The sequence below is a fragment of the Rhodococcus sp. NPDC127593 genome (genome assembly GCF_042671975.1).
Taxonomy (GTDB): domain Bacteria; phylum Actinomycetota; class Actinomycetes; order Mycobacteriales; family Mycobacteriaceae; genus Rhodococcus_F.
Genome location: NZ_JBHXWI010000001.1, coordinates 145,131 through 169,440, shown reverse-complemented (window position 1 = coordinate 169,440; position 24,310 = coordinate 145,131). Strand labels below are relative to the sequence as shown.

At 68.0% G+C, this 24,310-nt stretch carries 23 protein-coding genes; 3 read left to right on the top strand and 20 right to left on the bottom strand.

Annotation, left to right across the window (positions count from 1 at the left end):
* Positions 1 to 253: 253 nt before the first annotated feature.
* The 5 genes from dprA to ACFVJ3_RS00815 all read right to left on the bottom strand — a co-directional run bounded on the left by dprA (position 254) and on the right by ACFVJ3_RS00815 (position 5,307).
* Positions 254 to 1,408: a DNA-processing protein DprA gene (dprA, locus tag ACFVJ3_RS00835; protein WP_378450236.1), complete on the bottom strand. Its 1,155-nt coding sequence runs from the start codon at positions 1,406 to 1,408 to the stop codon at positions 254 to 256.
* Positions 1,405 to 2,913 carry a YifB family Mg chelatase-like AAA ATPase gene (locus ACFVJ3_RS00830; protein ID WP_378450235.1) on the bottom strand — a complete coding sequence of 503 codons (1,509 nt, stop codon included), beginning with the start codon at positions 2,911 to 2,913 and terminating at the stop codon, positions 1,405 to 1,407. The genes dprA and ACFVJ3_RS00830 overlap by 4 nt, the downstream gene beginning before the upstream one ends.
* Positions 2,913 to 3,269: a YraN family protein gene (locus tag ACFVJ3_RS00825; RefSeq protein WP_005259362.1), complete on the bottom strand. Its 357-nt coding sequence runs from the start codon at positions 3,267 to 3,269 to the stop codon at positions 2,913 to 2,915. Before ACFVJ3_RS00825 ends, ACFVJ3_RS00830 begins: the two co-directional genes overlap by 1 nt.
* Positions 3,270 to 3,479: 210 nt before the next feature.
* Positions 3,480 to 4,352, bottom strand: coding sequence for an LLM class F420-dependent oxidoreductase (locus ACFVJ3_RS00820; RefSeq protein WP_378450234.1), 873 nt, complete (start codon positions 4,350 to 4,352; stop codon positions 3,480 to 3,482).
* A 52-nt stretch (positions 4,353 to 4,404) separates the two neighbouring features.
* Positions 4,405 to 5,307: an Lrp/AsnC family transcriptional regulator gene (locus ACFVJ3_RS00815; RefSeq protein ID WP_378450233.1), complete on the bottom strand. Its 903-nt coding sequence runs from the start codon at positions 5,305 to 5,307 to the stop codon at positions 4,405 to 4,407.
* A gap of 224 nt (positions 5,308 to 5,531) precedes the next feature.
* Between ACFVJ3_RS00815 and ACFVJ3_RS00810 the strand changes: the two genes are divergently transcribed.
* Together ACFVJ3_RS00810 and ACFVJ3_RS00805 are read left to right on the top strand one after the other, a co-directional pair.
* Positions 5,532 to 7,250, top strand: coding sequence for an amidohydrolase (locus tag ACFVJ3_RS00810; RefSeq protein ID WP_378450232.1), 1,719 nt, complete (start codon positions 5,532 to 5,534; stop codon positions 7,248 to 7,250).
* Entirely contained in the window at positions 7,247 to 8,590 is a 1,344-nt protein-coding gene (locus ACFVJ3_RS00805; protein ID WP_378450231.1) for an MFS transporter, read from the top strand. The genes ACFVJ3_RS00810 and ACFVJ3_RS00805 overlap by 4 nt, the downstream gene beginning before the upstream one ends.
* A 55-nt stretch (positions 8,591 to 8,645) precedes the next feature.
* Here ACFVJ3_RS00805 and ACFVJ3_RS00800 read toward each other — a convergent pair whose 3' ends face one another.
* The 7 genes from ACFVJ3_RS00800 to ACFVJ3_RS00770 all read right to left on the bottom strand — a co-directional run bounded on the left by ACFVJ3_RS00800 (position 8,646) and on the right by ACFVJ3_RS00770 (position 15,369).
* Complete coding sequence (locus ACFVJ3_RS00800; RefSeq protein WP_378450230.1) at positions 8,646 to 9,689, bottom strand: patatin-like phospholipase family protein; 1,044 nt, start codon at positions 9,687 to 9,689, stop codon at positions 8,646 to 8,648.
* 34 nt (positions 9,690 to 9,723) lie between these two features.
* Positions 9,724 to 10,041, bottom strand: a complete 318-nt coding sequence (locus ACFVJ3_RS00795; protein WP_005240496.1) for a DUF2469 domain-containing protein — start codon at positions 10,039 to 10,041, stop codon at positions 9,724 to 9,726.
* A gap of 37 nt (positions 10,042 to 10,078) precedes the next feature.
* Complete coding sequence (locus ACFVJ3_RS00790; RefSeq protein WP_378450229.1) at positions 10,079 to 10,759, bottom strand: ribonuclease HII; 681 nt, start codon at positions 10,757 to 10,759, stop codon at positions 10,079 to 10,081.
* Complete coding sequence (lepB, locus tag ACFVJ3_RS00785; protein ID WP_378450403.1) at positions 10,756 to 11,538, bottom strand: signal peptidase I; 783 nt, start codon at positions 11,536 to 11,538, stop codon at positions 10,756 to 10,758. The genes ACFVJ3_RS00790 and lepB overlap by 4 nt, the downstream gene beginning before the upstream one ends.
* Positions 11,539 to 11,619: 81 nt before the next feature.
* Complete coding sequence (gene rplS, locus ACFVJ3_RS00780; RefSeq protein ID WP_005240490.1) at positions 11,620 to 11,961, bottom strand: 50S ribosomal protein L19; 342 nt, start codon at positions 11,959 to 11,961, stop codon at positions 11,620 to 11,622.
* 94 nt (positions 11,962 to 12,055) lie between these two features.
* A complete protein-coding gene (locus tag ACFVJ3_RS00775) occupies positions 12,056 to 12,961 on the bottom strand; it encodes a hypothetical protein (RefSeq protein ID WP_378450402.1) in 906 nt (301 codons plus the stop codon).
* 74 nt (positions 12,962 to 13,035) lie between these two features.
* A complete protein-coding gene (locus tag ACFVJ3_RS00770) occupies positions 13,036 to 15,369 on the bottom strand; it encodes a Tex family protein (protein ID WP_378450228.1) in 2,334 nt (777 codons plus the stop codon).
* Between the two features lie 75 nt (positions 15,370 to 15,444).
* Between ACFVJ3_RS00770 and ACFVJ3_RS00765 the strand changes: the two genes are divergently transcribed.
* Complete coding sequence (locus ACFVJ3_RS00765) at positions 15,445 to 16,500, top strand: serine hydrolase (protein ID WP_378450227.1); 1,056 nt, start codon at positions 15,445 to 15,447, stop codon at positions 16,498 to 16,500.
* 25 nt (positions 16,501 to 16,525) lie between these two features.
* On the opposite strand, the gene trmD is transcribed toward ACFVJ3_RS00765, so the two are convergent.
* From trmD to ACFVJ3_RS00725, 8 genes are all read right to left on the bottom strand, one after another.
* On the bottom strand, positions 16,526 to 17,218 hold the full coding sequence (trmD, locus tag ACFVJ3_RS00760) for a tRNA (guanosine(37)-N1)-methyltransferase TrmD (protein ID WP_378450226.1): 693 nt from the start codon (positions 17,216 to 17,218) through the stop codon (positions 16,526 to 16,528).
* 10 nt (positions 17,219 to 17,228) lie between these two features.
* On the bottom strand, positions 17,229 to 17,780 hold the full coding sequence (gene rimM, locus ACFVJ3_RS00755) for a ribosome maturation factor RimM (protein ID WP_378450225.1): 552 nt from the start codon (positions 17,778 to 17,780) through the stop codon (positions 17,229 to 17,231).
* 13 nt (positions 17,781 to 17,793) lie between these two features.
* Positions 17,794 to 18,036, bottom strand: a complete 243-nt coding sequence (locus tag ACFVJ3_RS00750; RefSeq protein ID WP_005240479.1) for an RNA-binding protein — start codon at positions 18,034 to 18,036, stop codon at positions 17,794 to 17,796.
* Complete coding sequence (rpsP, locus tag ACFVJ3_RS00745) at positions 18,033 to 18,494, bottom strand: 30S ribosomal protein S16 (RefSeq protein WP_378450224.1); 462 nt, start codon at positions 18,492 to 18,494, stop codon at positions 18,033 to 18,035. Before rpsP ends, ACFVJ3_RS00750 begins: the two co-directional genes overlap by 4 nt.
* A 179-nt stretch (positions 18,495 to 18,673) precedes the next feature.
* Positions 18,674 to 19,759 (bottom strand): amidohydrolase family protein, encoded by a 1,086-nt coding sequence (locus ACFVJ3_RS00740; protein WP_378450223.1) that lies wholly within the window; start codon positions 19,757 to 19,759, stop codon positions 18,674 to 18,676.
* Between the two features lie 3 nt (positions 19,760 to 19,762).
* A complete protein-coding gene (gene ffh, locus ACFVJ3_RS00735; protein ID WP_378450222.1) occupies positions 19,763 to 21,349 on the bottom strand; it encodes a signal recognition particle protein in 1,587 nt (528 codons plus the stop codon).
* A 76-nt stretch (positions 21,350 to 21,425) separates the two neighbouring features.
* A complete protein-coding gene (locus ACFVJ3_RS00730; RefSeq protein WP_378450221.1) occupies positions 21,426 to 23,978 on the bottom strand; it encodes a [protein-PII] uridylyltransferase in 2,553 nt (850 codons plus the stop codon).
* Entirely contained in the window at positions 23,968 to 24,306 is a 339-nt protein-coding gene (locus tag ACFVJ3_RS00725; protein WP_005240467.1) for a P-II family nitrogen regulator, read from the bottom strand. The genes ACFVJ3_RS00730 and ACFVJ3_RS00725 overlap by 11 nt, the downstream gene beginning before the upstream one ends.
* Positions 24,307 to 24,310 lie beyond the last annotated feature (4 nt).

Below are 24,310 nucleotides of genomic sequence, written 5' to 3'. Positions count from 1 at the left end.
TTGATGCACGCCTGACAGTCCGCGGCCATAGCCTTCCCAGCCCTCTCGACGAGGTCGATGCCGATATCAGATTACTGGGTAAGCATCGGCTGGACTCCCGGTTCCATCGATCGCCCTCGACGTCACCAACCGCCTCCGGTGAGTTCGATCAGGACGGCCTCGCGTAGCCGCTTCCGCTTCCCATGCTTGGCCGCATCCAGAAGGGCGACGAGAACGTCTGCAACCCGCCGCGGTCCGCAGGTCCCGGTTCCTCTCACCTCTGCCGCGACCATCCGGTGTCGTCGGATCCGACGAAGCCCTCCATCTCCAGCAACGGCAACACGGCCCGAACCTGCTCCACCGCGACCCCGGACAGTTCGGACAACTCCCGGACCCCACGCGGCCCGACAGCCGGCAATGCCTCGTACACCAGCAGGGCTTCACCCGACAGCGCATCGAGATCGCGGACCACGTCGAGGCCTTCCCGCAGCCCGATCGGCCCGGCCTCCTCCACCACGTCACCGGCATTCGCGACCAACCGCGCCTCACCCTCCCGAATCATCCGATTGCACCCCGTCGACGACGCCGACGTCACCGGACCCGGCACCGCCATCACCGGACGCCCCAGCTTGCGCGCCCAACTCGCCGTGTTTCGCGCACCACTGCGCCACCCCGCCTCCACCACGACCACCCCGTCGGACAGGCTCGCAACCAAACGATTCCGCGCTAGAAACCGATGCTTCGCCGGTGTCGTGCCCGGCGCGTACTCACTGATCACCGCACCGTTCTGCGCGATCTGCCGCAACAACCGCGCATGCCCCGCCGGATACGCGCGATCCACACCACACGCCAGCACCGCCACCGTCAGACCCCCGACACCCAACGCCGCACGATGCGCAGCACCATCGACCCCGAACGCCGCACCCGACACGATCGTCCACCCGTCGACGGCGAGATCACCCGAAATCTCCGCAGTCACGTGCTCGCCGTAACCACTCGCCGCCCGCGTCCCCACGATCGAGATCGCCCGATCGGTCAGTTCGGCCACCGGCCGCGAACCGAGCACCCACAACGCCAACGGCGGCCCCTCGTCCCGCGACCGGGACAGATTCCCGAAACCGAGGAGCCGCCACTGCGGCCACTCGTCGTCGTCCGGCGTCACGACCCGGCCACCCATCCCCGCCACCAGTTCGAGATCGTGCGTGGCGGTATCCACATGCGCCCGCGCAACCGTGCGCTCCCCCAGCATCTCCGACAGATCCCGCTCCCGCACGGCCCGCGCAGCCTCCTCCGGACCCACCTCCTCCACGAGCCGCGACAGCGCCGGGCACGGCCCCTGCACCACCTTCGACAGATACGCCCACGCCAACCGCCGCGGATCCCGAACACCATTCAGATCGCCTGCACCACTCCGACTTTCCACCGTCACTGAAAGCTCCGATCACGAAACCCCAACGCGGTGACCACCTGCTCCGGGCCCGGCATGTCGAGCCCCGCCAGATCACTCACCGTCCAGGCCACCCGCAACGCACGATCGGCACCCCGGGCCGTGATCAGCCCCTTCCGCAGCGCGCGCTCCACCGGCGCCAGCGCGGGCCGCGCCAACCGGAACTTCTGCCGCAGGGCCGGTCCGGGCACCTCCGCATTGGTGCGCCACCCGTAGTCACTCCACCGCTCGCCGGCGGCAGCCCGCGCCTCGGCCACCCGCTGCCGGACGTCCTCGGTGCTCTCCCCGACCTCGTCGATGAACGCCCCGGTCGCGACGGCGTGCATCCGCACCCGCAGATCCACCCGATCCATCAGCGGTCCCGACAGTTTCCCGAGGTAGCGTCGCCGGGCAGTCGGTGCGCACACGCAGTCGGCCTCGCGCGCGGGCGCGCACGGGCACGGATTGGCCGCGAGGATCAGCTGGAAGCGCGCCGGATAGCGGGCCACCCCGTCCCGTCGCGCGATCCGCACCTCCCCGTCCTCGAGCGGGGTCCGCAGGGCTTCGAGCACCTTGGTTCCGATCTCGGCGCACTCGTCGAGAAACAGCACCCCTCGGTGGGCGCGACTGACGGCGCCGGGCTTCGCGACACCGCTTCCACCGCCGACGAGCGCGCTCACGGACGCGGTGTGGTGGGGTGCGATGAACGGTGGCACGTCGATGAGGGGACGCTCGGGCGGCAGGAGCCCGGCCACGGAGTGGATTGCCGTCACCTCGAGCGATTCACTCTCGGTGAGTGGGGGCAGAACCCCGGGAAGTCGTTGCGCCAGCATCGTCTTCCCCACGCCGGGTGGGCCGGTGAGCATCAGGTGGTGCGCTCCTGCCGCCGCCACCTCGATGGCCCAGCGCGCCTCGGCCTGGCCCACCACCTCGCTCAGATCGGCACGCAGCGGCTGCGCGACCCACTGCGCAGGCTCCGGGTACTCGAGATCACGCTCCTCCCGCATCCACGCGATCGCCGCCTTCAGATCGTGCGCGCCGAGCACCTCCACACCGCCCACGAGCCCCGCCTCGGGCAACGACTGCGCCGGGACCACCACCGTGGCCCAGCCCGCATTCTTCGCGGCCAGCACCGCGGGCAGGATCCCGCGCACCGACCGCAGCCGCCCGTCCAGCGCCAGTTCTCCGAGCAGAACGGTCTCGCGCAGCCGCTGCCGCTTCACCTGCTTGGCCGCGTCCAGCACGGCAGCGACGAGCGCAAGGTCGTAGACCGACCCGACTTTCGGCAGCGTCGCCGGCGACAACGCGAGGATCACCTTCGAATCCGGCCACTCCTCGCCCGAATTCGCCACCGCGGCCCTGATCCGGTCCCGAGCTTCCTGCAGCGCGGTGTCCGGGAGCCCGACCAGATGCACCGCGGGGAGCCCGCGGCCGATGTCGGCCTCGATCTCGACCAGTTGACCGTCGACCCCGGTCACCGCCACCGAATGTGCTCGCCCCAGTGCCATCAGAACGCATCCCGGACGTGCTCGATCTGGGGCTGCGGACCGTGCCCGATCATGATCGCGACCACGTCGAACCGCACCCGCGACCAGTGCCGGCCCGAGTCGCGCAGCCACTCGACGGCCAGCAAGCGGATCCTGCGCTGTTTCGAGAACGTCACCGCCTCGGCGGGACTGCCGTACCCCAGGCCGCGCCGTGTCTTCACCTCGACGAAGACGAGCCAGTCTCCCTCTGCCGCAATGAGATCGACTTCGCCGTATCGGGATCGCCAGTTTCGGTCGACGATCTCCATGCCCGCCTCGGTGAGATACCGGGCGGCCAGATCCTCCCCATGCGCTCCAAGCGCGAGATTGTGCGCCACAGCAGCCTCCACCCCGTCCCCCGGCGGCCCACCGATGCGAACCGCGCCTCTTGCACCACTGTGCCCGACCCGGATTCCGGGAAGATGCGCTCGAACTGGGCGAACGAATTGGGCTGTGTATGAACTGCACGTTGTGGACAACTCGGCACTCCGCGGCAAGTATTCACCCCAAAAACCCAGGCCAAGGCTGTCAAGCCTGTAATCGAACGATCAACCGACAGCGGGCATCCAGCGGCGTGCGAGAGCCCCCACCCAGTCGGCGGCCTCACCGGGATCCTCGGGTGGCGATTCGACGAGGACGAGTTCGTCGACACCCGCATCGACCAGCGCCTCGACGTCGGAGGGGGCCACTTCCCGCAGGGCGACGGCAAGGTGCAGCTCTTCGGCGTCGTGCCCTGCGTCCCGGCACAGTGCGTGGATCGTCCGGATCCGTTCGGTGACGGCGTCGATGCCGTCCAGGTTGAACCCGTACCAGCCGTCCCCCCACGCCGCGACCCGGCGAAGCGCCGCGTCGCTGTTACCGCCGACCACGACCGGAATCCGGCGATCGCGCACGGGTTTCGGATTGACCCGTACCGAATCGACGCGGACGTATTCGCCCGCGAACGTCGCGACGTCGTCACGCCACAGCGTGCGCATCGCCGCGACGTATTCGGCGGCACGCTCGCCACGACCCTCGAACGGAATGCCGAGCGCAGCGAATTCTTCCCTGGACCAGCCGATGCCGACGCCGAGCGTCAGCCGGCCACCACTCATCACATCCAACGTCGCCGCCTGCTTGGCCATGAGGACGGGATTGTGTTCGGGCAGCAGCAACACACCGGTGGCGACGCCGATCGTGTGGGTGGCAGCGGCAGCGAAGCTCAGCCCGATCATCGGGTCGAGCCAATCCGCGACGGCGGGGACCGCGATCCGGCCGTCGTCCGCGTACGGATACCGCGATGCCGACCGGTCCACCATCACGACGTGCTCGCCGGCCCACAGCGTGGCGAATCCGCTGTTCTCGGCGGCAACTGCGACAGAATCGATCACCGCGCGACGAGCGCCGGTACCGATCCCGAGTGCATGCAACCCGAGGCGCATCGGCCGATCGTCTCACAGTTGCCGGCCGAAGCGGCGCACTTCCGGGACGCTCCTATCCGCGGACGTCGAGGCTGCGGGCGTAGTGCTCCTTGAACACCTCGAGGTGCGTCCAGGTCTCCAAGGCCATCACGCCGTCGATCGTCCGGATGTGCTCGGCGAGGGAGTAGAGGTCACCTGACGAATCGGCGGCGACCGTGCCGATCAGGTCGAATCTGCCGAGTGTCCGCGCCAGGAACTCGATACCCGGCAGGGCTTCGATCTGCGCGCACGCCTCCCGGTCCCGCGATCCGAGGCTGACACCGATGCCCATGGCGAGTGTCCTGGCGCCACCGCGGCGCTTCACGACGGCTCCGACGCGCAACGCGGTGCTGTCGATCAGATGGTTCACTCGATTCCGCGCCGCACTGGGCGAGAGCCCGGTGCGCTCGGCCAGTTCCAGAAACGGCATACGCCCGTTCCCCTCCAGCAACTCGATGAGCGCGACGTCTTTCTCGTCCAGCCGAACGTCTGCCCGTAATGCGCTCTTGGGCATGAAGATTCCCTTGATGACATCGGCGTAGAACAGCGTGTTGACGGTGCGGACACCGGGTTCCGCACGGATCGCGGCGATGGCGTCGTAGAGGTCCTGCTGGCAGGGGACGCGCAGTTCGGCGATGATGTTGTACTGCCCGCTCACCGCGGAAATGTAGACGGCCGCGTCCGACGCGCAGAGCGCCTCGGCCACGGGACTCACCGGCCCCGACACGGCGACGGACACGTGTGCCATCGCCTCGAGGCCCAGCAACCCGGGATGGGCGACGGCAACGACCTGCACCGTGCCGGTGTCTAGCAGCGTCTGCACACGCGTGGACACCGCGGCGCGAGGTGCGCCCACGGTCGCGGCGAGCTCCCTATACGTCGCGCGACCATTCGACTGCAACGCCGCGATGAGCTTGGAATCCAGTTCGACACTCATGATGCCCCGAGATTTCTCGATTTCTTTCTGCACTCCCGACAGGGAAGAAGAATCGCACACATCGCCAGATTCTGCGAATTCGTGCGAATTTGCGCCAAAAGCTGAACACATTCACCGTAGACCGCCCGGACCGAAACTTTGATGTATTGCGCAGCCCCTGGTCAGGGCGTAATTTTCCCTCCCAGCCGGAACGTGACCCACACCACCATCTCGAAGGACCCCCCATGCGCAAGCTGTTTCACAACGAGGCGTCCCCCCTCGACGCCACCGCCACCGTCTTCACCGGTGGCACGCTCCGCACCGTGGACGCAGACACCGAGGGGGCCGAGGCCTTCCTCGTCTTCGGCAATCGGTTCGCCGCGGTCGGCACCGTCGCGGAGTGTCGCGAGGAGGCGCGGAGGATCGGCACCCGGACGACGGACGTCATCGATCTCGCCGGAGCGACCGTCGTACCCGGGTTCGTCGATCCGCACGCCCACCCCCTGATGTACGGCCAGATGCTCAGCTGGGTGGACTGCGGCCCCGAAAAGGCGCGCACCATCCCCGAGATCGTCGCGCTGCTGCAGGAAGCCGCCCGGAACCAGCCTGCCGGGATCCCGGTGCGTGGGTACGGCTACGAGCACCGCAACCTCGTCGAGGGCCGTCATCCCACGAAGGAAGAACTCGATCAGGTCGGTACCGACCGCGAGGTCTACCTGATGAACGCGAGCGGCCACGGCGGCGTCGTCAACACGTTCACCCTCGAACTCCACGGCGTCACCCGCGACACCCCGAATCCGCCCGGCGGCGAGTTCTTCCGCGACGCGGACGGCGAATTGACCGGCGAACTGTCCGACGCCGCCTGCAACATCCTCACCGGCGTCAACGGCGTCAAGGTCGGTCATCACGGCCCGAACTTCCACCTCGAGGACGAACCCGAGGAGCATCTGCGGCAGCTCTCGGTAGCGCAGGAGAAGTTCCTCGAGGGCGGCGTCACCACGATCGGCGACTGCCAGGTGACGCGGCGCGAATTCGACATGTACCTGCGCCTGGCGGAGCAGGGCCGGCTCGAGACCCGCGTGAGCATGTACCTGCTCAGCCACCTGCTCGATCACGCGCTCGACACCGGATTGCACGGTGCGTTCGGCAACTCACGTCTCGCGTTCGGCGGGATCAAGTTCTACGCCGACGGCACTCTCGGCGGTTGGACCGCGTACTTCCCGGACGGGTACGTGGGCGACCCGTGCCGGACCGGGCAGCTGTATCACGAGCCCGCCGACTACGCAGCTCTGATCGCGAAGGCACACGCCGTCGGCCTGCAGACTGCGACGCATGCGCAGTCGCCGACCGCGATCGACATGGTCCTCGACGCGATCGAGGCCGCGCAGAAGGCGCATCCCGACGCCGATGCCCGCCACCGCATCGAGCACTGCGGGTTGCCGACCCCCGAGCAGATCACGCGGATGCACGCGCTCGGTGTGTACCCGGTCAACCAGCCGCAGCACTACTACAACTGGGGCGAGGGCGTGACCGCGGCCATCGGCACCCCGGGTGAGCGTTTCAATCCCCTGGGTGAATTCGTCGAAGCCGACGTGCCGGTCACGATCAGTTCCGACGCGCCGGTCGCCGAGCCCAAACCTCTCGAGGCCATCCAGGCCGCCGTCACCCGCATCACCCGGCAGGGACATCAACTCGGCTCGAACGCGTTGCGACTGACCGCCGCCCAAGCCCTCACCGCGCACACGCTGAACGGGGCCCACGCGCTTGGACGGGAATCCGAACTCGGCAGCATCTCCCCCGGCAAGCGCGCCGATTTCGTGGTCCTCGGCGCCGACCCTCTCACCGTCGACCCGCACACCATTGCCGACATCGAGGTCCGTGAAACCTGGATCGACGGCGAACTGGCGCATTCCACCCGCAGCGACCTATTCTCGACCACTGCAACCACCGAGGATCAGTCATGAGTCACGACACTCAGATCGCGAAGGCCCGCAAGGCGGGTTTCGCGGCTTTCGTCGGCACCACTATCGAGTGGTACGACTTCTACGTGTACGCCACGGCGGCGGCCCTGGTGTTCGGTGAGATCTTCTTCCCCTCCGACACCGACCGTCTGACCGGCATCGCCGCCGCGTTCGCGACCTACGCGGTGGGCTTCTTCGCCCGTCCACTCGGTGGCGTCGTCTTCGGACACGTCGGCGACCGGGTGGGCCGGCGGACGGCGCTCGTCGTGACCCTCACCCTGATGGGCGCGGGCACGTTCCTGATCGGTGCCCTCCCGACGTACGCGCAGATCGGATTCTGGGCGCCGCTCCTGCTGGTGGTGCTGCGCTTCGTGCAGGGCTTCGCGGTGGGCGGCGAGTGGGGTGGCGCCGTGCTGATGGCCGTCGAACACGCGCCCGAGGACAAGAAGACGTTCTACGGCGGATTCGCACAGCTGGGTAACCCCGCCGGCGCGCTGCTCGCCACCGGGTTCTTCAGTGTCCTCTCGACCTTCGGCGACGACGCCCTGCGGGACTGGGCCTGGCGGCTGCCCTTCCTGTGCTCGGCGCTGCTGATCGGCGTGGGGCTGCTGGTGCGACTGAAGGTGGAGGAATCCCCCGTCTTCGAGTCCGAGGTGCAGTCGGCGTCCGAACCCGAAGCGCTGCCACTGAAGTACGCCATCGTCACCAATTGGCGCCCGATCCTGCTCGGCATGGGCATCCTGCCCGTCGCGGTGGGTGGCTATTACCTGGTGACGACGTTCATCACGGCGTACGCCACCGACCCGGACGTCGGGCTGTCCGAAACACTCATCCTCAACGCGCTCAGCGTCGCCGCGGTGGTGGAGCTGATCGCCACTCTCGGGGTCGCCTGGCTCGGTGACAAGGTCGGCCGGATCCGCGTGGTGATCTACGGACTGCTGGCCGTCGCGGTGCTCGCCGCACCACAGTTCCTGGTCCTGAAGTCCGGTTCGGTAGTCCTGATCTTCCTGACCTTCGCCGTCATGCGGCTCGTCTTGGCCGCGACCTACGGTCCGATCGCGGCGGTGCTGTCGCAGATGTTCCGTCCGCAGGCCCGGTACACCAGCATTTCCCTCGCCTACCAGGGCGCGGGCGCGATCTTCGGCGGGCTGTCACCGTTGGTGTCCACGCTCATGTACCGGGCCACCGGCAGCGTGTGGCCGGTGATCGGCCTCCTGATCGGAATGTGCGCAGTCAGTATTCTCTGCCTGCTCGTGGCGCCGCAGCACGTCGATCACGTCGACAGCGAGTCCGGCGAATCGGTGGGTGACCTGGGCGCCGCCCGGGCTCCGGCCTCGAGCTGAAATTACGTGACGGGAAGGGCCGGTGCTGCGTGCGCAGCCCCGGCCCTTCCACCTGTCAGGTGGGCTCGACGTTCGACTCTGCGGAAGACGCGACGGCTGCCGGCGAAACGAGTCCGGCCTCGTCGAGCGCACGCCCGGTGAGCACCCGACCAAGTTCGATCATCTCGGCGGCACGGTGGAAGTCGAGACTGCGGCACGCGTTCCGGTTCACCCGAACATGCACGTCCGGTGGGTACGCGGCGAGCTGGTAGCGCGCCAACGTCGCCTGCATCACGTCGAGCGAACGGTTCATCACCGCGAACCGGCTGAACTTCGGGACTGCCACCGCGTCGCCCTCGACCACGGTCTGATCGCCGATCACCTGGCCGACCTGCTCGTCCGACGGATCCGGGTCAGTGTGCGCGGCGCCGAACCGCCCGACGACCGACCGCACGATGTCCAGGTCACGCAGCTGTGCGGCGCTCCGGCGGAAGCGGGCCACCCATTCGTCCACCGGTCGCGAGTCCGCACTGACGTTCTCCGGGGCCAGGGAGCGACCGTCCCGATCCTCGGCACTCAGGCTGATCCCGACGGTCAGGTCGGCGCTCACGGAGACGAGCGGCGCCATCGGCAGAGGGTCGAGCACCCCACCGTCGGCGAGCACCCGGCCGTTGAGCACATACGGCGTGATGACACCGGGGATCGCGATCGACGCACGGATGGCCGCGTCGACGGGTCCTCGCTGGAACCACACCGACCGCCCCGCAGCGAGATCGGTGGCCACGGCTGTGTAGGGAATGGGAAGATCTTCGATGCGGATCTCGCCGAGCATTTCTCTGACCCGTTGCAGGATCTTCTCGGCGTGGATAGCTCCGGGTGCGGACACCGACAGGTCGAGAAGCCGCACGACGTCGAGCTGGGTCAGGCCGATCGCCCACCGGGTGAAGTCGTCGAGCTTGCCCGCGGCGTGGAGTCCACCCACCAGGGCACCCATCGACGATCCTGCGACGCCGACGATCTCGAACCCGCGCTCCTCGAGTACCTGGATCGCTCCGATGTGGGCGTACCCCCGTGCACCGCCGCTACCCAGAGCCAGCGCAACGCGCCTCGGTCCGGTCATCGGATGATCGTACGCGGACGAGAACTTCGGACCGTCAGGACAGACCGTTGTCGGGGAGCCGCAGGTCCGGCTTGTCGAGCTCCTCGATGTTCACGTCCTTGAACGTGATAACCCGGACATACTTCACGAAGCGCGCGGGACGGTACATGTCCCACACCCACGCATCGGACATCCGCAGCTCGAAGTAGATCTCTCCGTCCGCGTTGTGCGGCAGCAACTCCACCGAGTTGGCCAGATAGAACCGGCGCTCGGTCTCCACGACATAGGAGAACTGACCGACGATGTCCCGATATTCGCGGTAGAGCGACAGCTCCATCTCGGTTTCGTACTTCTCGAGATCCTCGGCACTCATCGGTCTCGGAGTCCTCCTGCTCTGGTGTGAATTGTCATCATCTCGCACTTCCGGAACTGTTATCCACTCGGTGTAGCAGCGCCGCGACGTTCGACCACGAGCGGCGGTGCTCCGGGCACGGGCCCAGCTTCTCGAGCGCCGTCAAGTGCGCGGGGGTGTTGTAACCCTTGTGGATCGCGAAACCGTAACCGGGATGTGTCTCGTCCATCGCGACCATCACCCGGTCACGAGACACCTTGGCCAGCACGCTCGCCGCCGCGATGCATGCCGCCGCGGCGTCGCCGCCGATCACCGGCAGTGACGGGGCCGGGAGCCCCGGGACTCGGAAGCCGTCGGTGAGAACGTAACCCGGGGTGGTCGAGAGGCCCGCGACGGCACGTCGCATGCCCTCGATGTTGGCTACGTGCACACCCATGCGGTCGACTTCCTCGGCCGGGAAAGACACGACGCTCCACGCCACTGCCAGCCGGGTGATGGCCGGGAACAGCTCTTCACGCGTGCGTTCGGTGAGCTTCTTCGAATCGTCGAGGCGCGCCAGCGCCGGATACGGCTTCGGCGCGAGCACGCAGGCCGCCACGACGAGCGGGCCCGCACACGCACCCCGGCCTGCCTCGTCGACACCGGCCACCGGCCCGAGGCCGCTGCGGACCAGGGCCGACTCCATCGTCCGCAGACCGGACGACCTGCGAATGACGATGCGTGGAGGCCAGGAAGTCACTTGCCCTGAATATCGGGTGAACTGATCGTGCCCATCCGCGACGGCGGCAACGCGATGAAGACCGCCCTACCGATCACGTTGTCGAGCGGGATGGTGCCTTGCATGTCGTCGCCCACGTGGTACCGCGAGTCCGCGGAGTTGCTGCGGTTGTCGCCCATCACCCAGAGGTGGCCGTCGGGGACGGTGACCGGGCCGAAGCAGCGCGCCGACTTCAGCGCCGTGTCGCAGGCCTGGGAGCCGGGGACGAACGGGAAGTCCATGACGACATAGGGCTCGTCGAGCGGTTTGCCGTCGACCAGGATGCGGCCCTGGTCGTCGCAGCATTCGACGGTCTGACCGCCGGTGGCGATCACACGCTTGACGAGGTCGTTCTCGTCCGGGGGGACGAGTCCGACGAGGGAACCGAGTTCCTGCGCACCGCGGATCACCACGTTGGAGGACCGGGTGGAGACGAAATCCTGCGACCACGAATCGGGGCCGCGAAACACGATGACGTCACCCGGTTGCGGTTCACCGAAGCGGTAACCGATCTTCTCGACCACGATGCGGTCGCCGGTGCAGCCCGCGCACCCGTGCAGCGTCGGTTCCATCGATTCCGACGGAATGAGATACACCCGGGCGACGAACGTCTGCAACAAGAAGCTCAGAACGAGCGCGACCAGAATCAGGATCGGCAACTCGCGGAGGAAGGAGCGGGGCTTCTTCTCGGGCTCCGCCGCACCGCCGTTCACGGCGGAGGTGGCGGCCGAATCGCCGGTGGTCTCGGATTCCGACGACAATGCCCGCTCCTTCGAAGAATCTGTCACGAAATCAGATTAGCCCGGCACTGCGAGTACGCAGTGCCGGGCTCATCGGAAAGGTCAGCGCTTTTCCTTGATCTTGGCGGCCTTGCCACGCAGATCGCGGAGGTAGTACAGCTTGGCACGACGGACGTCACCGCGGGTGACGACCTCGATCTGCGCCAGGTTCGGGCTGTGGACCGGGAAGGTGCGCTCGACGCCGACACCGAAGGAGACCTTGCGGACGGTGAAGGTCTCGCGGACGCCGCCGCCCTGACGGCGGATCACGACGCCCTTGAAGACCTGCACACGCTCCTTCGAGCCTTCGATGACCTTGACGTGCACGTTGAGGGTGTCGCCGGGACGGAACTCGGGAATGTCGTCGCGGAGGGACTTCTTGTCCAGGAAATCGAGAGTGTTCATCGGTGTTCCATCCTTGCGTTTTCGCAGGAGCAGAGGAACCGAGCGGCACCTGGACGTTCGGAGAACACCGGTGCTCGTCTGGTTCGTGCCCAGATCAAGTATTGCTGCCTGGTCCAGGCAACCCGTCCATTGTGCCAGACGCCACCGGGTGAAGAGAAATCGGCGGTGGCGCCGCATGCACCACATGGTCGAGTTCGACCTCGGCCGCCACCCTGGCATGTTCCGCGGCTTCTTTCACGTGCTCCGCGCTGGGAGTCCCCGCGATGAAGTCCTGCACGAAGATCTTGGCCCGGATGACCGGCCGACGCCACTTCCGCTCCCGTTCGAGTGCCCGGAGCATCCGCTTCGGCTTTGCGGTGTAGCGCCACCGGGCCCACGGTGCGCTGGGCCGGCTCAATCGGAGCGCCCCGATCAGCAGGATCGGGAAGATGAACAGGCCGAGCAGCCCGGTCCAGATCTTCCCCTTCAGCAGCACCACCGCCGCGATGAGCAGGTTGATCACGGACGACAACGCGATCGCGACCCGCACCCAGGGATCCGGCGAATCCCGGAAGTCGGTGACGTTGATCAGTTCGAGCGGCCGGAGTCCGAGGAGCAGCAGCCCCGTCACCGCGATCGCCACGAACACGGCATCGACCGACGTCCGGCCCTCATCCGCCCAGTACACGTCCTGCAGGTAGAAGATCAGCGCGAACTCGTCCAGCACCAGCGCGGCGCCGATCCCGAAGAACGTGGCGAGGACGGCGCCGGTGGTCTGGGTGCCGTCCTCGTACACGGCGATGAGGGCGACTCCCGACATGAGCATCGTGACGACGCCGAACACCACGTGGTGGACGTGGTGCCCGCCGGGTTTCACGTTGCCCGGCCACCACGACACCTCCGCGCGGATCATCCGCACGCTCAACCGGATGAACAGGAAAGCCGCGAGAAACCCGAGCAGGAAAAAGAGCAGAGGCAGGCGCCCGTGCCCGACGATTTCCCGATCCAGCCATTCGTACATCGGCATCCACTATCCCAGTAAAGAACTGGTCACTCCATCGAAAAGTGGAGGCTCGTGTCGGGATGGTGACCTCTTTACTTGCCGAACCCCGCCTTCCGCAGCGCGTCGGCCATCGAACCGCCGGGCGCCGGGCGGGAGTCACGCCCACGATCGCGTCCACCCTGCTGCGGCGGCTTGCCGCCGCGCTTATCCTGCGGTTGCCCGCCTCCCCGCCGATCCTGCCGCTGTCCGCCGCCGCGGGGACCGTCGTTCTTGCGGCCGGTCCCGACCTCGTCGTCGAGCCGCAGCGACAGCCCGATGCGCTGACGGGCCTCGTCGACCTCGAGGACCTTCACCTTCACGACGTCGCCCGACTTCACGACGTCCCGCGGGTCCTTGACGAAGTTGTGGGACATCGCGGACACGTGCACGAGGCCGTCCTGGTGGACGCCGATGTCGACGAACGCGCCGAACGCCGCCACGTTGGTGACGACACCCTCGAGGGTCATCCCCGGCTTCAGGTGCGACACCTTCTCGATGCCGGCCGCGAACGTGGCCGTCTTGAACTCGGGGCGGGGGTCGCGACCGGGCTTCTCGAGCTCACCGATGATGTCGGTGACCGTGGGGAGACCGAACCGGTCGTCGACGAAGTCTGCCGGGTTCAGGCTGCGGAGCGCGGACGCGTTGCCGATGATCTCGCGCACGCCGGTGCCGCTGGCGCCGACGATCTTGCGCACCACCGGGTAGGCCTCGGGGTGGACGCTGGACGCGTCGAGCGGGTCGTCCCCGTTGGGGATGCGCAGGAAGCCGGCGCACTGCTCGAACGCCTTCGGACCGAGTCTCGCGACGTCCTTGAGTCCCTTGCGGCTGCGGAACGGGCCGTTCTGGTCCCGGTGCGCGACGATGCTCTCGGCCAGCGAACCGGCGATTCCGGACACGCGGGACAGCAGCGGCACCGACGCGGTATTCACGTCGACGCCGACCGCGTTCACCGCGTCCTCGACGACGGCACCGAGCGACCGTGCGAGCAGCGTCTCCGACACGTCGTGCTGGTACTGACCGACGCCGATCGACTTCGGGTCGATCTTCACCAGTTCGGCGAGGGGATCCTGCAGGCGGCGCGCGATGGAGACTGCTCCACGGATCGACACGTCGAGGTCGGGCAGCTCCGCCGAGGCGTACGCGGACGCCGAGTACACGGACGCGCCGGCCTCGGACACCACGATCTTCGTCAGGTTGGTGGCGCCCGACTTGGCGATCAGCTCGGTCGCGAGCGCATCCGTCTCGCGGGAGGCGGTGCCGTTCCCGATGGCGACGAGCTCCACGCCGTACTTGGCGACGAGACCGGCGAGGGTGGCCAGGGAGGCGTCCCACTTGTTCTGCGGCTGATGCGGATAGATCGTGTCGTGGGCCACCACCTTGCCGGTGGCGTCCACGACCGCGACTTTCGTGCCGGTCCGGAAACCGGGGTCGAGGCCCATCGTGGCGCGGGTACCGGCAGGCGCTGCCAGCAGCAGGTCGCGCAGGTTGTTGGCGAACACGTCGACGGCGTCCTTCTCCGCCGACTGTCGCAGGCGCATCCGAGTGTCGATGCCCAGCGTGACGATCATCTTGGTGCGCCACGCCCACCGCACGGTGTCGAGCAGCCACCGGTCGGCGGGCCTGCCGCGGTCGGCGATGCCGAACCGGCCGGCGATCCGGCCCTCGTAGACGGTGGGCTCGCCGGGGACGGGCTCCTCCGTGTCGGGCGCCAGGGTGAGCGTGAGCACCTCTTCCTTCTCGCCGCGCAGCACCGCCAGGATCCGGTGGGACGGGAGCTTGCCGAACGGCTCGGAGAACTCGAAGTAGTCTGCGAACTTCGCGCCGTCGGTCTCCTTACCCTTGCGGACCGCGGACACCAGCTGCCCGCGGGTCCACATCAGCTCGCGGAGCTCACCCACCAGGTCGGCGTCTTCGGCGAAGCGCTCGACGAGGATCGCGCGCGCACCCTCGAGCTGTTCGGCCGTGTAGGACGCCGGATCGGTGGAGGGGTCGGTGATCAGTGCGTCGGCGACGGGTTCGTGACCGGCCTCGCGGGCGATCTGCGCCTTGGTGCGACGCTTCGGCTTGAACGGCAGGTAGATGTCCTCGAGGCGCGCCTTCGTGTCGGCCGTCATGATCTGCCCGCGCAGCTGGTCGTCGAGCTTGCCCTGCGAGTCGATCGACTCGAGCACGGCAACCCGGCGCTCGTCCAGTTCCCGCAGGTACCTCAGGCGTTCCTCGAGCTGGCGGAGCTGAGCGTCGTCGAGCGTTCCGGTGACTTCCTTGCGGTACCGGGCGATGAAGGGCACGGTGGCTCCACCGTCGAGGAGGTCCACGGCGGCCGCGACCTGTCCCTCCCGGACGTCGAGCTCCTCGGCAATGCGCTGGTTCACGGTCTTGAGAGTCACGGAAATGGACCCTACCGCTACTCTGAGACAATATCGCCGGCGGTGAGGCCGTCACGGAAATCTCGGGAGAATTTCATGTCCAGGCTGATCCGGTGCCTGACGGTCATGGTCTTCCTGCTGGGTGCGCCGCTGGCCTGCACCATCCCCACCGAGACCAACTCGGTGGTCGACATCCCGGCGACGTCACCGGCCGTCGCGACCCCCGATCTCCTCCCGGCCGACGACCCGCCGGCGGGTGACGACCCGCCGGCGGGTGACGCCGTGACCGTGAGCCCCGAGCCGTTCCCCTCCGCGCGGGTCCCCGTCTCCGCACCCCTCGCCGAACGCATCTCGGCGGCGGTCGCGATGGCGGCCGCCGAGCGCGGCGCCGACGTGTCGATCGCCGTTCTGGACCACGCCACCGGCAGCTACCTGGAGGGCGCCGCCGCCGAACCAGTCGAAACGGCGTCGCTGGCCAAGCTGTTCATCGCCGCCCAGATGTATCATCTCGACGCGCTCGGTGAGCGGCCGCTGTCCGACTACGACCGTCTCCTCGTGACGCGGATGCTCCAATCCTCCGACGACGACGCGGCCAACACCCTCTGGGACGATCTCGGCGGCTCGGATCTCGTCGTCGACGTCGCCGGGCGGTACGGACTCGCGGCGACCACACCGCCCTGGGACGGGTTGTGGTGGAACACCGAGACGACCGCCGCCGACCTCGTGACGTTCTATGCCGGGCTTCTCGACGACCGCGACGGCCTGGGCCCGGGTCGCATCGCCGAGTTCGTCGGCTATCTGCGCTCGGCGACACCCGAGGCGATCGACGGTTACGACCAGCGGTTCGGCATCCCCGACGGGTTGCCCGGCGAGAGCGTCGTCGGGGTGAAGCAGGGTTGGATGTGCTGTGTGGGCGATCGGTGGATCCACGTGTCGACGGGGCTGATCGGCGAGGACAACCGTTACATCGTGGCCGTCGCGTCGCAGGAGGACATCCGGTACGAGGACGACGAGGAGTCGTACCCGGACACCGCGATCACGGACGTCACCGACGATTCCAGCGCCCGGCATGCACGAGACACGATAACCGGGTTCGTGAAGTCCCTGTTCCCGACCGGTGTCGTCGACGACTGGGCGCAGCCCCAGGGTTAGTGCCCGGGCGGGCACGGAAATCGTTTCAGGGCAGCAGGTCCGGACGGCGCTCGGCGGTGCGGTGCAGTGACTGCTCGTGTCGCCACGCAGCCACCTTCGCGTGATCACCCGACAGCAGGACGGGCGGGACGTCGAGTCCGCGCCACGTCGCCGGCCGCGTGTAACTGGGCCCTTCGAGGAGGCCGTCGGAGAACGAATCCTCTTGGTGCGACTGCTGATTGCCGAGCACACCGGGAATCAGGCGCACGAACGCCTCGGTCATCACCAGCACGGCCGCCTCACCCCCGATGAGGACGTAGTCGCCGATGCTCACTTCTTCGACGCGCACACGGCGGGCGGCGTCGTCGAACACGCGCTGATCGATGCCTTCGTAACGTCCGCAGGCGAAGACGATGTGCTTCTCCCCCGCCCAGCGCTCGGCGGTGGCCTGCGTGAAAGGGACACCGGCCGGTGTGGGGACGACCAGCAGAGTGTCCGAGTCGCCGTCATCCGCGGCGAGGACGTCGTCGAGCGCGGGCCCCCACACGGTGGGTTTCATGACCATCCCCGGCCCGCCGCCGTACGGCGAATCGTCGACGGCCTTGTGGACGTCGTGCGTCCAGTCCCGCAGATCGTGCACGTCGACGGAGATGAGGCCCTTGTCGATGGCCTTGCCGAGCAACGCCGCTCGAAGCGGTTCGAGGTATTCGGGGAAGATGGTGACCACGTCGAGACGCATGGCTACCGACTCACTTCCCGTCGGTGGATTCACCGAAGTCGGGATCGAGCAGCCCTTCCGGCGGATCGATCTCGGCGACACCGTCGGCGACGGACACCGACGTGACGATCGCGGCCACGAACGGGACGAGGAGTTCGCCGGACTGTTCGCCCGCCCGGCGGATCGAGAGCAATTCGCCTGCCGCGGAATGCAATACCTCGATGACGGTGCCCACCTCGGTGCCGTCCGCGAGGCGCACCGACAGTCCTTCGAGTTCGTGATCGTAGAACTCGTCGGGGTCGTCGGAGGGCTCGAGTTCGGCACTGTCGATGACGAACAACGTGCCCCGCAAGGCATCCGACGCGGTGCGATCCGACACACCCTCGAGGCGCAGCAGAAGCCGCCCGGAATGGTCCCGGGCGGCTTCCACGGTGTACGTGCTCACAGACTGCTCGCGCGGCTTGTGCCCCCGCAGCACGGCACCGACGGCGAATCGATCCTGGGGTTCGTCGGTACGAACCTCGACCACGATCTCACCCTTGATGCCATGCGACTTGGCGACACGGCCGACGACGAGCTCCACTGTTGTAAGGCCTCTACTGATCGGTGTCGACGACGTCGACACGGATCCCGCGGCCACCGATACCGGAGACCAGCGTGCGCAGAGCGGTCGCGGTGCGACCACCGCGGCCGATGACCTTGCCGAGATCGTCAGGGTTGACGTGCACCTCGACAGTGCGCCCCCGACGCCCGGTGATCAGCTCGACACGAACGTCGTCGGGGTTGGCGACGATGCCACGAACGAGGTGCTCCACGGCATCGGCGACGACGGCACTCACTTGTCAGCAGCCTCGGACTCTGCAGCAGCCTCGGCGGGAGCTTCGGCAGCAGCCTCGGCGTCCTCGGCCTTCGCCTTCTTCTTCTTGGGCGTGATGGCCTCGCCGACGGGCTCGTTCTCGGCCTGCGCGAGCGCAGCCTGGAACAGCTCCAGCTTGGTGGGCTTGGCTTCCTTGACGCGGAGGGTGCCCTCGGCGCCCGGAAGGCCCTTGAACTTCTGCCAGTCACCGGTGATCTTGAGGATGGCCTCGACGGGCTCGGTGGGCTGAGCGCCGACGCCGAGCCAGTACTGGGCGCGCTCGGAGTCGACCTCGATCAGCGAGGGCTCTTCCTTGGGGTGGTACTTGCCGATGGTCTCGATCGCACGGCCGTTGCGGCGGGTGCGGGAGTCGGCGACGACGATGCGGTACTGCGGGTTCCGGATCTTGCCGAGCCGGGTGAGCTTGATCTTGACAGCCACTGCTGTACTTCTCCTTCAGTGCGCACACGAGTGTGCCCACACGTCACGTGCAATTCGGCGACGCGCAGGAATAGCGCGCCCGGTTTTGCCTCTAATCTGTGACCGCCGCGCGGTGCGTGACCGGATGCGACGAACAGCGGTTCATTCTGCCAGACGAACACCGTCAGGGGGAAACCAGGTCATCGGGTCTTGACGACGTTGCCCCGCAGCACCACGACATCGGGCGCGGCGAGGGCGTCGCTGCTCGCGCGCGGGTCGCTGCGGAAGACCAGCAGATCCGCGGACGCACCCTCTTCCACCCCCGGATGTCCGAGCCAGGTCCGCGCGTCCCAGCACGCGGCGCCGAGCGCCTCGGACGGGGTCAGTCCGACCGCCTTCAGTTCCTCGACCTCGTCGGCGATGCGTCCGTGGACGATCGATCCGCCCGCGTCGGTGCCGGCGTAGATCGGGATCCCCGCGTCGTGAGCGGCACCGATCGTGTCCTTCACCCGCGAGTGCAGGTCACACATGTGCGCGGCGTAAAGCGGGAACCGCGAGGCGGACTCGGCGATGTCCGGGAACGTCGCGATGTTGATCAGCGTCGGGACGAGCGAGGTTCCGTGCGAGACCATCAGCTCGATCGTCTCGTCGGTGAGCCCGGTGCCGTGCTCGATGCAGTCGATTCCGGCGTTGATCAGGCCCGGAAGCGCATCCTCGGCGAAGACGTGCGCGGTGACGCGAGCCCCTTCGCGGTGCGCGGCCGCGATCGCCTCGACGAGGATGTCGTCGCTCCACAACGGCGCCAGGTCGCCCGCGGAGCGGTCGATCCAGTCGCCGACGAGCTTGACCCACCCGTCACCGGCCCTGGCCTGGCGCACCACCTCGTCGGGCAACTGCGACTCGTCCTCGAGATCGACCGGCAGTCCGCGGATATAGCGCTTGGGGGCCGCGATGTGCTGCCCGGCGCGGATGATCCTCGGCAGGTCGGGGCGGTCGTCGACGAACCGGGTGTCGACCGGCGAACCCGCGTCACGAATCAGCAGGACCCCGCAGTCGCGCTCGGTCTCCGCCTGCGCGATCAACCCCTCGACGCTCTCGCCACCGCCGCCGCCGAACCTGATGCCGACGTGGCAGTGGGCGTCGACGAGACCGGGAACGATCCACCCGGATTCACACACGGTCTCGGCGCCGGGAACCGGTTCCGTCGAGATCACACCGTTGTCGACCCAGAATTCGACCGGCTGTTCGTCGGGCAGACCGGTGCCCCGGAAATGCAGCGCGCCCATCGGCTACTTCTTCGGCAGCTTCAGCTGGGACAGGTCGATGCCCTCGAGTCCAGGAGGCAATTCGTCCAGGCCCTTCGGCATGTTCGACAGGTCGGGCATGCCCGCGGGGAGACCTCCGGGCGGCATACCCGGGAACCCTCCGGGCAGGCCGCCGGGGAATCCTCCGCGCACCTTCGGCGGCGTCGGTCCCTTGCCACCTTTCTTGCCCTTCTTGCCCTTCTTGCTGCGCTGCGGCTTCCGCGAACCGGGCATGCCCATACGCCCGGCCATCGCGGCCATCATCTTGCGGGCCTCGAAGAAACGGTCGACGAGCTGGTTGACGTCGGAGACCTTGACACCCGATCCGTTGGCGATCCGCAGCCTGCGGGACGCGTTGATGATCTTGGGATCGTCGCGCTCGGCGCGGGTCATACCGCGGATGATGGCCTGCACACGGTCGAGCTGCTTCTCGTCGACGTTCGCGAGAGCGTCCTTCATCTGCCCCGCACCCGGGAGCATGCCCAGGAGATTGCCGATGGGGCCCATCTTGCGAACGGCCATCATCTGCTCGAGGAAGTCTTCCAGCGTGAGCTGGCCGGAGCCTATCTTCTGTGCTGTGGCCTCGGCCTGCTCGGCGTCGAAGTGCTGCTCGGCAGCCTCGATCAGGCTGAGGACGTCACCCATGCCGAGAATGCGGCTTGCCATGCGGTCGGGGTGGAAGACGTCGAAGTCGTCGAGCTTCTCACCCGTGGACGCGAACAGGATGGGCTGCCCGGTGACCTCGCGGACGCTGAGCGCCGCACCACCGCGGGCGTCACCGTCGAGCTTCGTGAGCACGACGCCGGTGAATCCGACACCCTCACGGAACGCCTCGGCCGTGCTGACCGCGTCCTGACCGATCATCGCGTCGAGAACGAAGATCGTCTCGTCCGGGTTCACGGCGTCGCGGATACCCGCCGCCTGCGCCATCAGGTCGGCGTCGATACCCAGGCGACCCGCGGTGTCGACGATGACCACGTCGAACTGCTTGTTGCGGGCTTCCTCCACACCTGCGCGGGCCACCTCGATCGGGTCGGCCGCGGTGATGCCCAGCTCGTTGTCGCCGCCGCCGATGGACGTGCCGGGGTGCGGTGCGAACACCGTGGCTCCCGCGCGCTCACCGACGATCTGCAGCTGGGTGACGGCGCCGGGACGCTGCAGGTCGCAGGCCACGAGCAGCGGGGTGTGCCCCTGGTCGCGTAGCCACTTCGCGAGCTTGCCGGCGAGGGTCGTCTTACCGGAACCCTGGAGACCGGCGAGCATGATGACCGTCGGCGGCGTCTTGGCGAACGCCAGCCGGCGGGTCTCGCCACCGAGGATCCCGACGAGTTCCTCGTTGACGATCTTGACGACCTGCTGCGCCGGGTTCAGCGCCCCGGAGACCTCGACGCCCTTGGCGCGTTCCTTGATCTTGGCGATGAACGAGCGGACGACGGGCAGCGCGACGTCTGCCTCGAGCAGGGCCAACCGGATCTCACGGCAGGTGGCATCGATGTCGGCTCCGGAAAGGCGACCCTTGCCACGCAGATCCTTGAGGGCTCCGGTCAACCTGTCGGAAAGGGATTCGAACACCGAGTGCGCTCCTGAAGTCATGCGAGTGTGCGGTGGATATTCTCGGGCCCCAGCCTAGCCGCTCACGTCCTGTCGTTCATTCTCCCCCGCTGCCCTCCTGCTTCTTCGGCTTCGTGAGCGGAACGACGCCGAGGATCGCGCTCTCGACCTGTTCCCGGCTCGCCCGGGTGTCCCCGCCGCCGAGATCGAGGCAGAACGAGTCGATAACCGACGAACCCAGGGTGGTCACGCGCGCCCAGCGGACGTCGGCGCCGCACGTGTCGAACGCGTCGGCCAGCCTGGACAGCAGCCCCAGCCGGTCCTCGGCCCTGAGCTCGAGAATGATCTCGCCGGGTGACGCGGTGTCGAACCAGATGACCCGCGGCGGCGCCTGTGCGTACTGCACCGGCACCGCGGCTTCGCCCCGTTCCTCCACGGCAGCCACTCGCTGGCTCTCGCGAGCCTCCTCTTCCTTGGCCGTGAGCATCTCCAGCAGATTCAGCTCCCCCGCCAGCGCGCGGATCAGCTCCTGCCGCAGCAGACCCGCCTGCGGGGGCGCCCCGAACCTCGGGGACACGACGAACGAGTTGACCGCCGACCCCTCGGCGCTGCCCAGGGACGCGGAGTAGACCCGCAGGGAGTGCAGCGCGAGCACGCCCGCCGCCTTCGACAGCAGCCCCCGCTGGTCGGGGGCGATGACCGTCACCACATACGTGTGGGGACTGTCGGCGGGGACCAGTGCGACGTGCACGCCACCCGACGCCGCCAGCGCGACGTGTTCCGGATCGAGCGGATCGGGTGCGGGAAGCACCTCTCCCGCCATGACGAGGCGGCAGCGCCGCACGAGTTCCCCGATCAGTGACGACTTCCAGTCGCCCCACACACCGGGACCCGTCGCCAGTGAATCCGCCTCCGCCAGCGCGTGCAGCAACTCCAGCAGGACGCCGTCGCCGCCGAGCGCCTCCACGACCCGCTCGACCGTCTCGGGATCGTCGAGGTCACGCCGCGTCGCGGTGTGCGGCAGCAGCAGGTGGTGGCGCACGATCGCCGTCAGCAGCGCGACGTCCGAGGGCCACAATCCGAGGCGCTTACCGATCTGGGTGGCCAGTTCCGCGCCGACCACACTGTGGTCGCCGCCGCGACCCTTGCCGATGTCGTGCAGCAACGCACCGAGCATCAGCAGGTCCGGGCGGGCGACGCGGGTGGTGAACCTACTGGCGTAGGCGGCGGTCTCGACGAGATGACGGTCCACCGTCCACGTGTGCACGGCGTCCCGCGGCGGCAGGTCCCGGACGGCACCCCACTCGGGAAGTAGCCTGCCCCACAGCCCGGTCCGATCGAGAGCCTCGATCGCCGCGACGGCGCGGCTACCCGCGCCGAGCATCACCAGCAGATCGTTCAGCGCCTCCTTCGGCCACGGCTCGCGCAGCTCGGGGGCGTTGTCGGCCAGGCGATTCAGAGTGGACGCCGACATCGGCATACCCGTCGTCGCCGACGCCGACGCGACCCGCAGCACGAGGCCGGGGTCCTTCGCCGGCCGGGCGTCGCGTGCCAGCACCACTTCGCCGGCGTGCTCGACGACACCCTCGTCGAGCGGCCGCCGCACCGGTGGTCGGCGCAACCGCGCCAGGCCGCGCCGCGGCAGGGCGTGCCCGGCCGTCCGCACACCGACGTCGACGGAGTAGCTGATGGTGCGCGCGGCATCGCTGAGCATGCGCGCGAGGTCGAATCGATCGCCGATCCGCAGTGCGGCGCCGATCTCGTCGGCGTCCTGCGCCCGCAACTGATCGCGGGAGCGACCGGCGACCCGGTGCAGCTCGGTGCGGACGTCGAGCAGCCGGCGATGTGCGAGTGCCAATCCCCCGCCGGGCGACTCGGGACCGAGCCCCGGCATGCCGTCGGTGAGCTGCGCGATGGACAGCGCGTTGAGCAACTGTACGTCCCGCAGTCCACCGCGACCGCTCTTGAGGTCGGGCTCTGCGCGGTGGGCGATCTCGCCACTGCGTTCCCAGCGCGACCGCGTCTGCTCGATGAGGCCGTCGAAACGGTTGCGGATGTCGGTGCGCCACTGCCGGCGTACCCCACTGATGAGCAGATTTGTCAGCTCGACGTCGCCGACGATGTGACGCGCCTCGAGCATTCCCAGGGCCGCGGTGATGTCCGTGTCCGCCACCTGCAGTGCCTGAGGGATGGTGCGGACGCTGTGGTCGAGCTTGATGTGCGCGTCCCACAACGGATACCAGAGTTGGTCGGCCACCTGCGAGACGACCGCCGGATCCATGTCGTCGTGAAGCAGGAGGAGGTCGAGATCCGAGTACGGCAGGAGTTCCCGCCGGCCGAGCCCACCGACCGCGACGAGCGCGAAACCGCTGTCGGGCTTGATGCCCAGCTCGGCACCCTTTGTGGTCAACCAGAACTCGTGCAGGTCGACGAGTGCGTGACGCAGCGCAACGGCGTCGAGCCGACGCCCGTGACCTGCGGGATTCCTTGCGCCGGGGCCGGTCTCGGAACCCCCGGTGAGCAGTTGCCTGCGTGCGCGGGCCAGGTCCGCTGCTTCGTCCGATCCGCCTGACGCAACCGGCCCTGGTTCCGGCGCCTTGGCGACGGGACCAGGGCCGGTCTTACCGGACCCGTTGGGGTCAGAGCGCATCCGCGCCGCGTTCCCCGGTACGCACCCGGATGACCGACTCGACCGGTGAGACCCAGACCTTGCCGTCACCGATCTTGCCGGTGCGTGCCGCCTCGACGATCACCTCGACGACCTTGTCCACAGCAGCGTCGTCCACGACGACCTCGACCCGGACCTTCGGAACGAAATCGACCGAGTACTCGGCACCTCGGTAGACTTCGGTGTGGCCCTTCTGCCGGCCGTACCCCTGGACCTCGCTGACGGTCATCCCGAGGACGCCCGCCTGCTCGAGTCCGGTCTTCACGTCCTCCAGAGTGAACGGCTTGACAATTGCTGTGATCAGCTTCATTTCC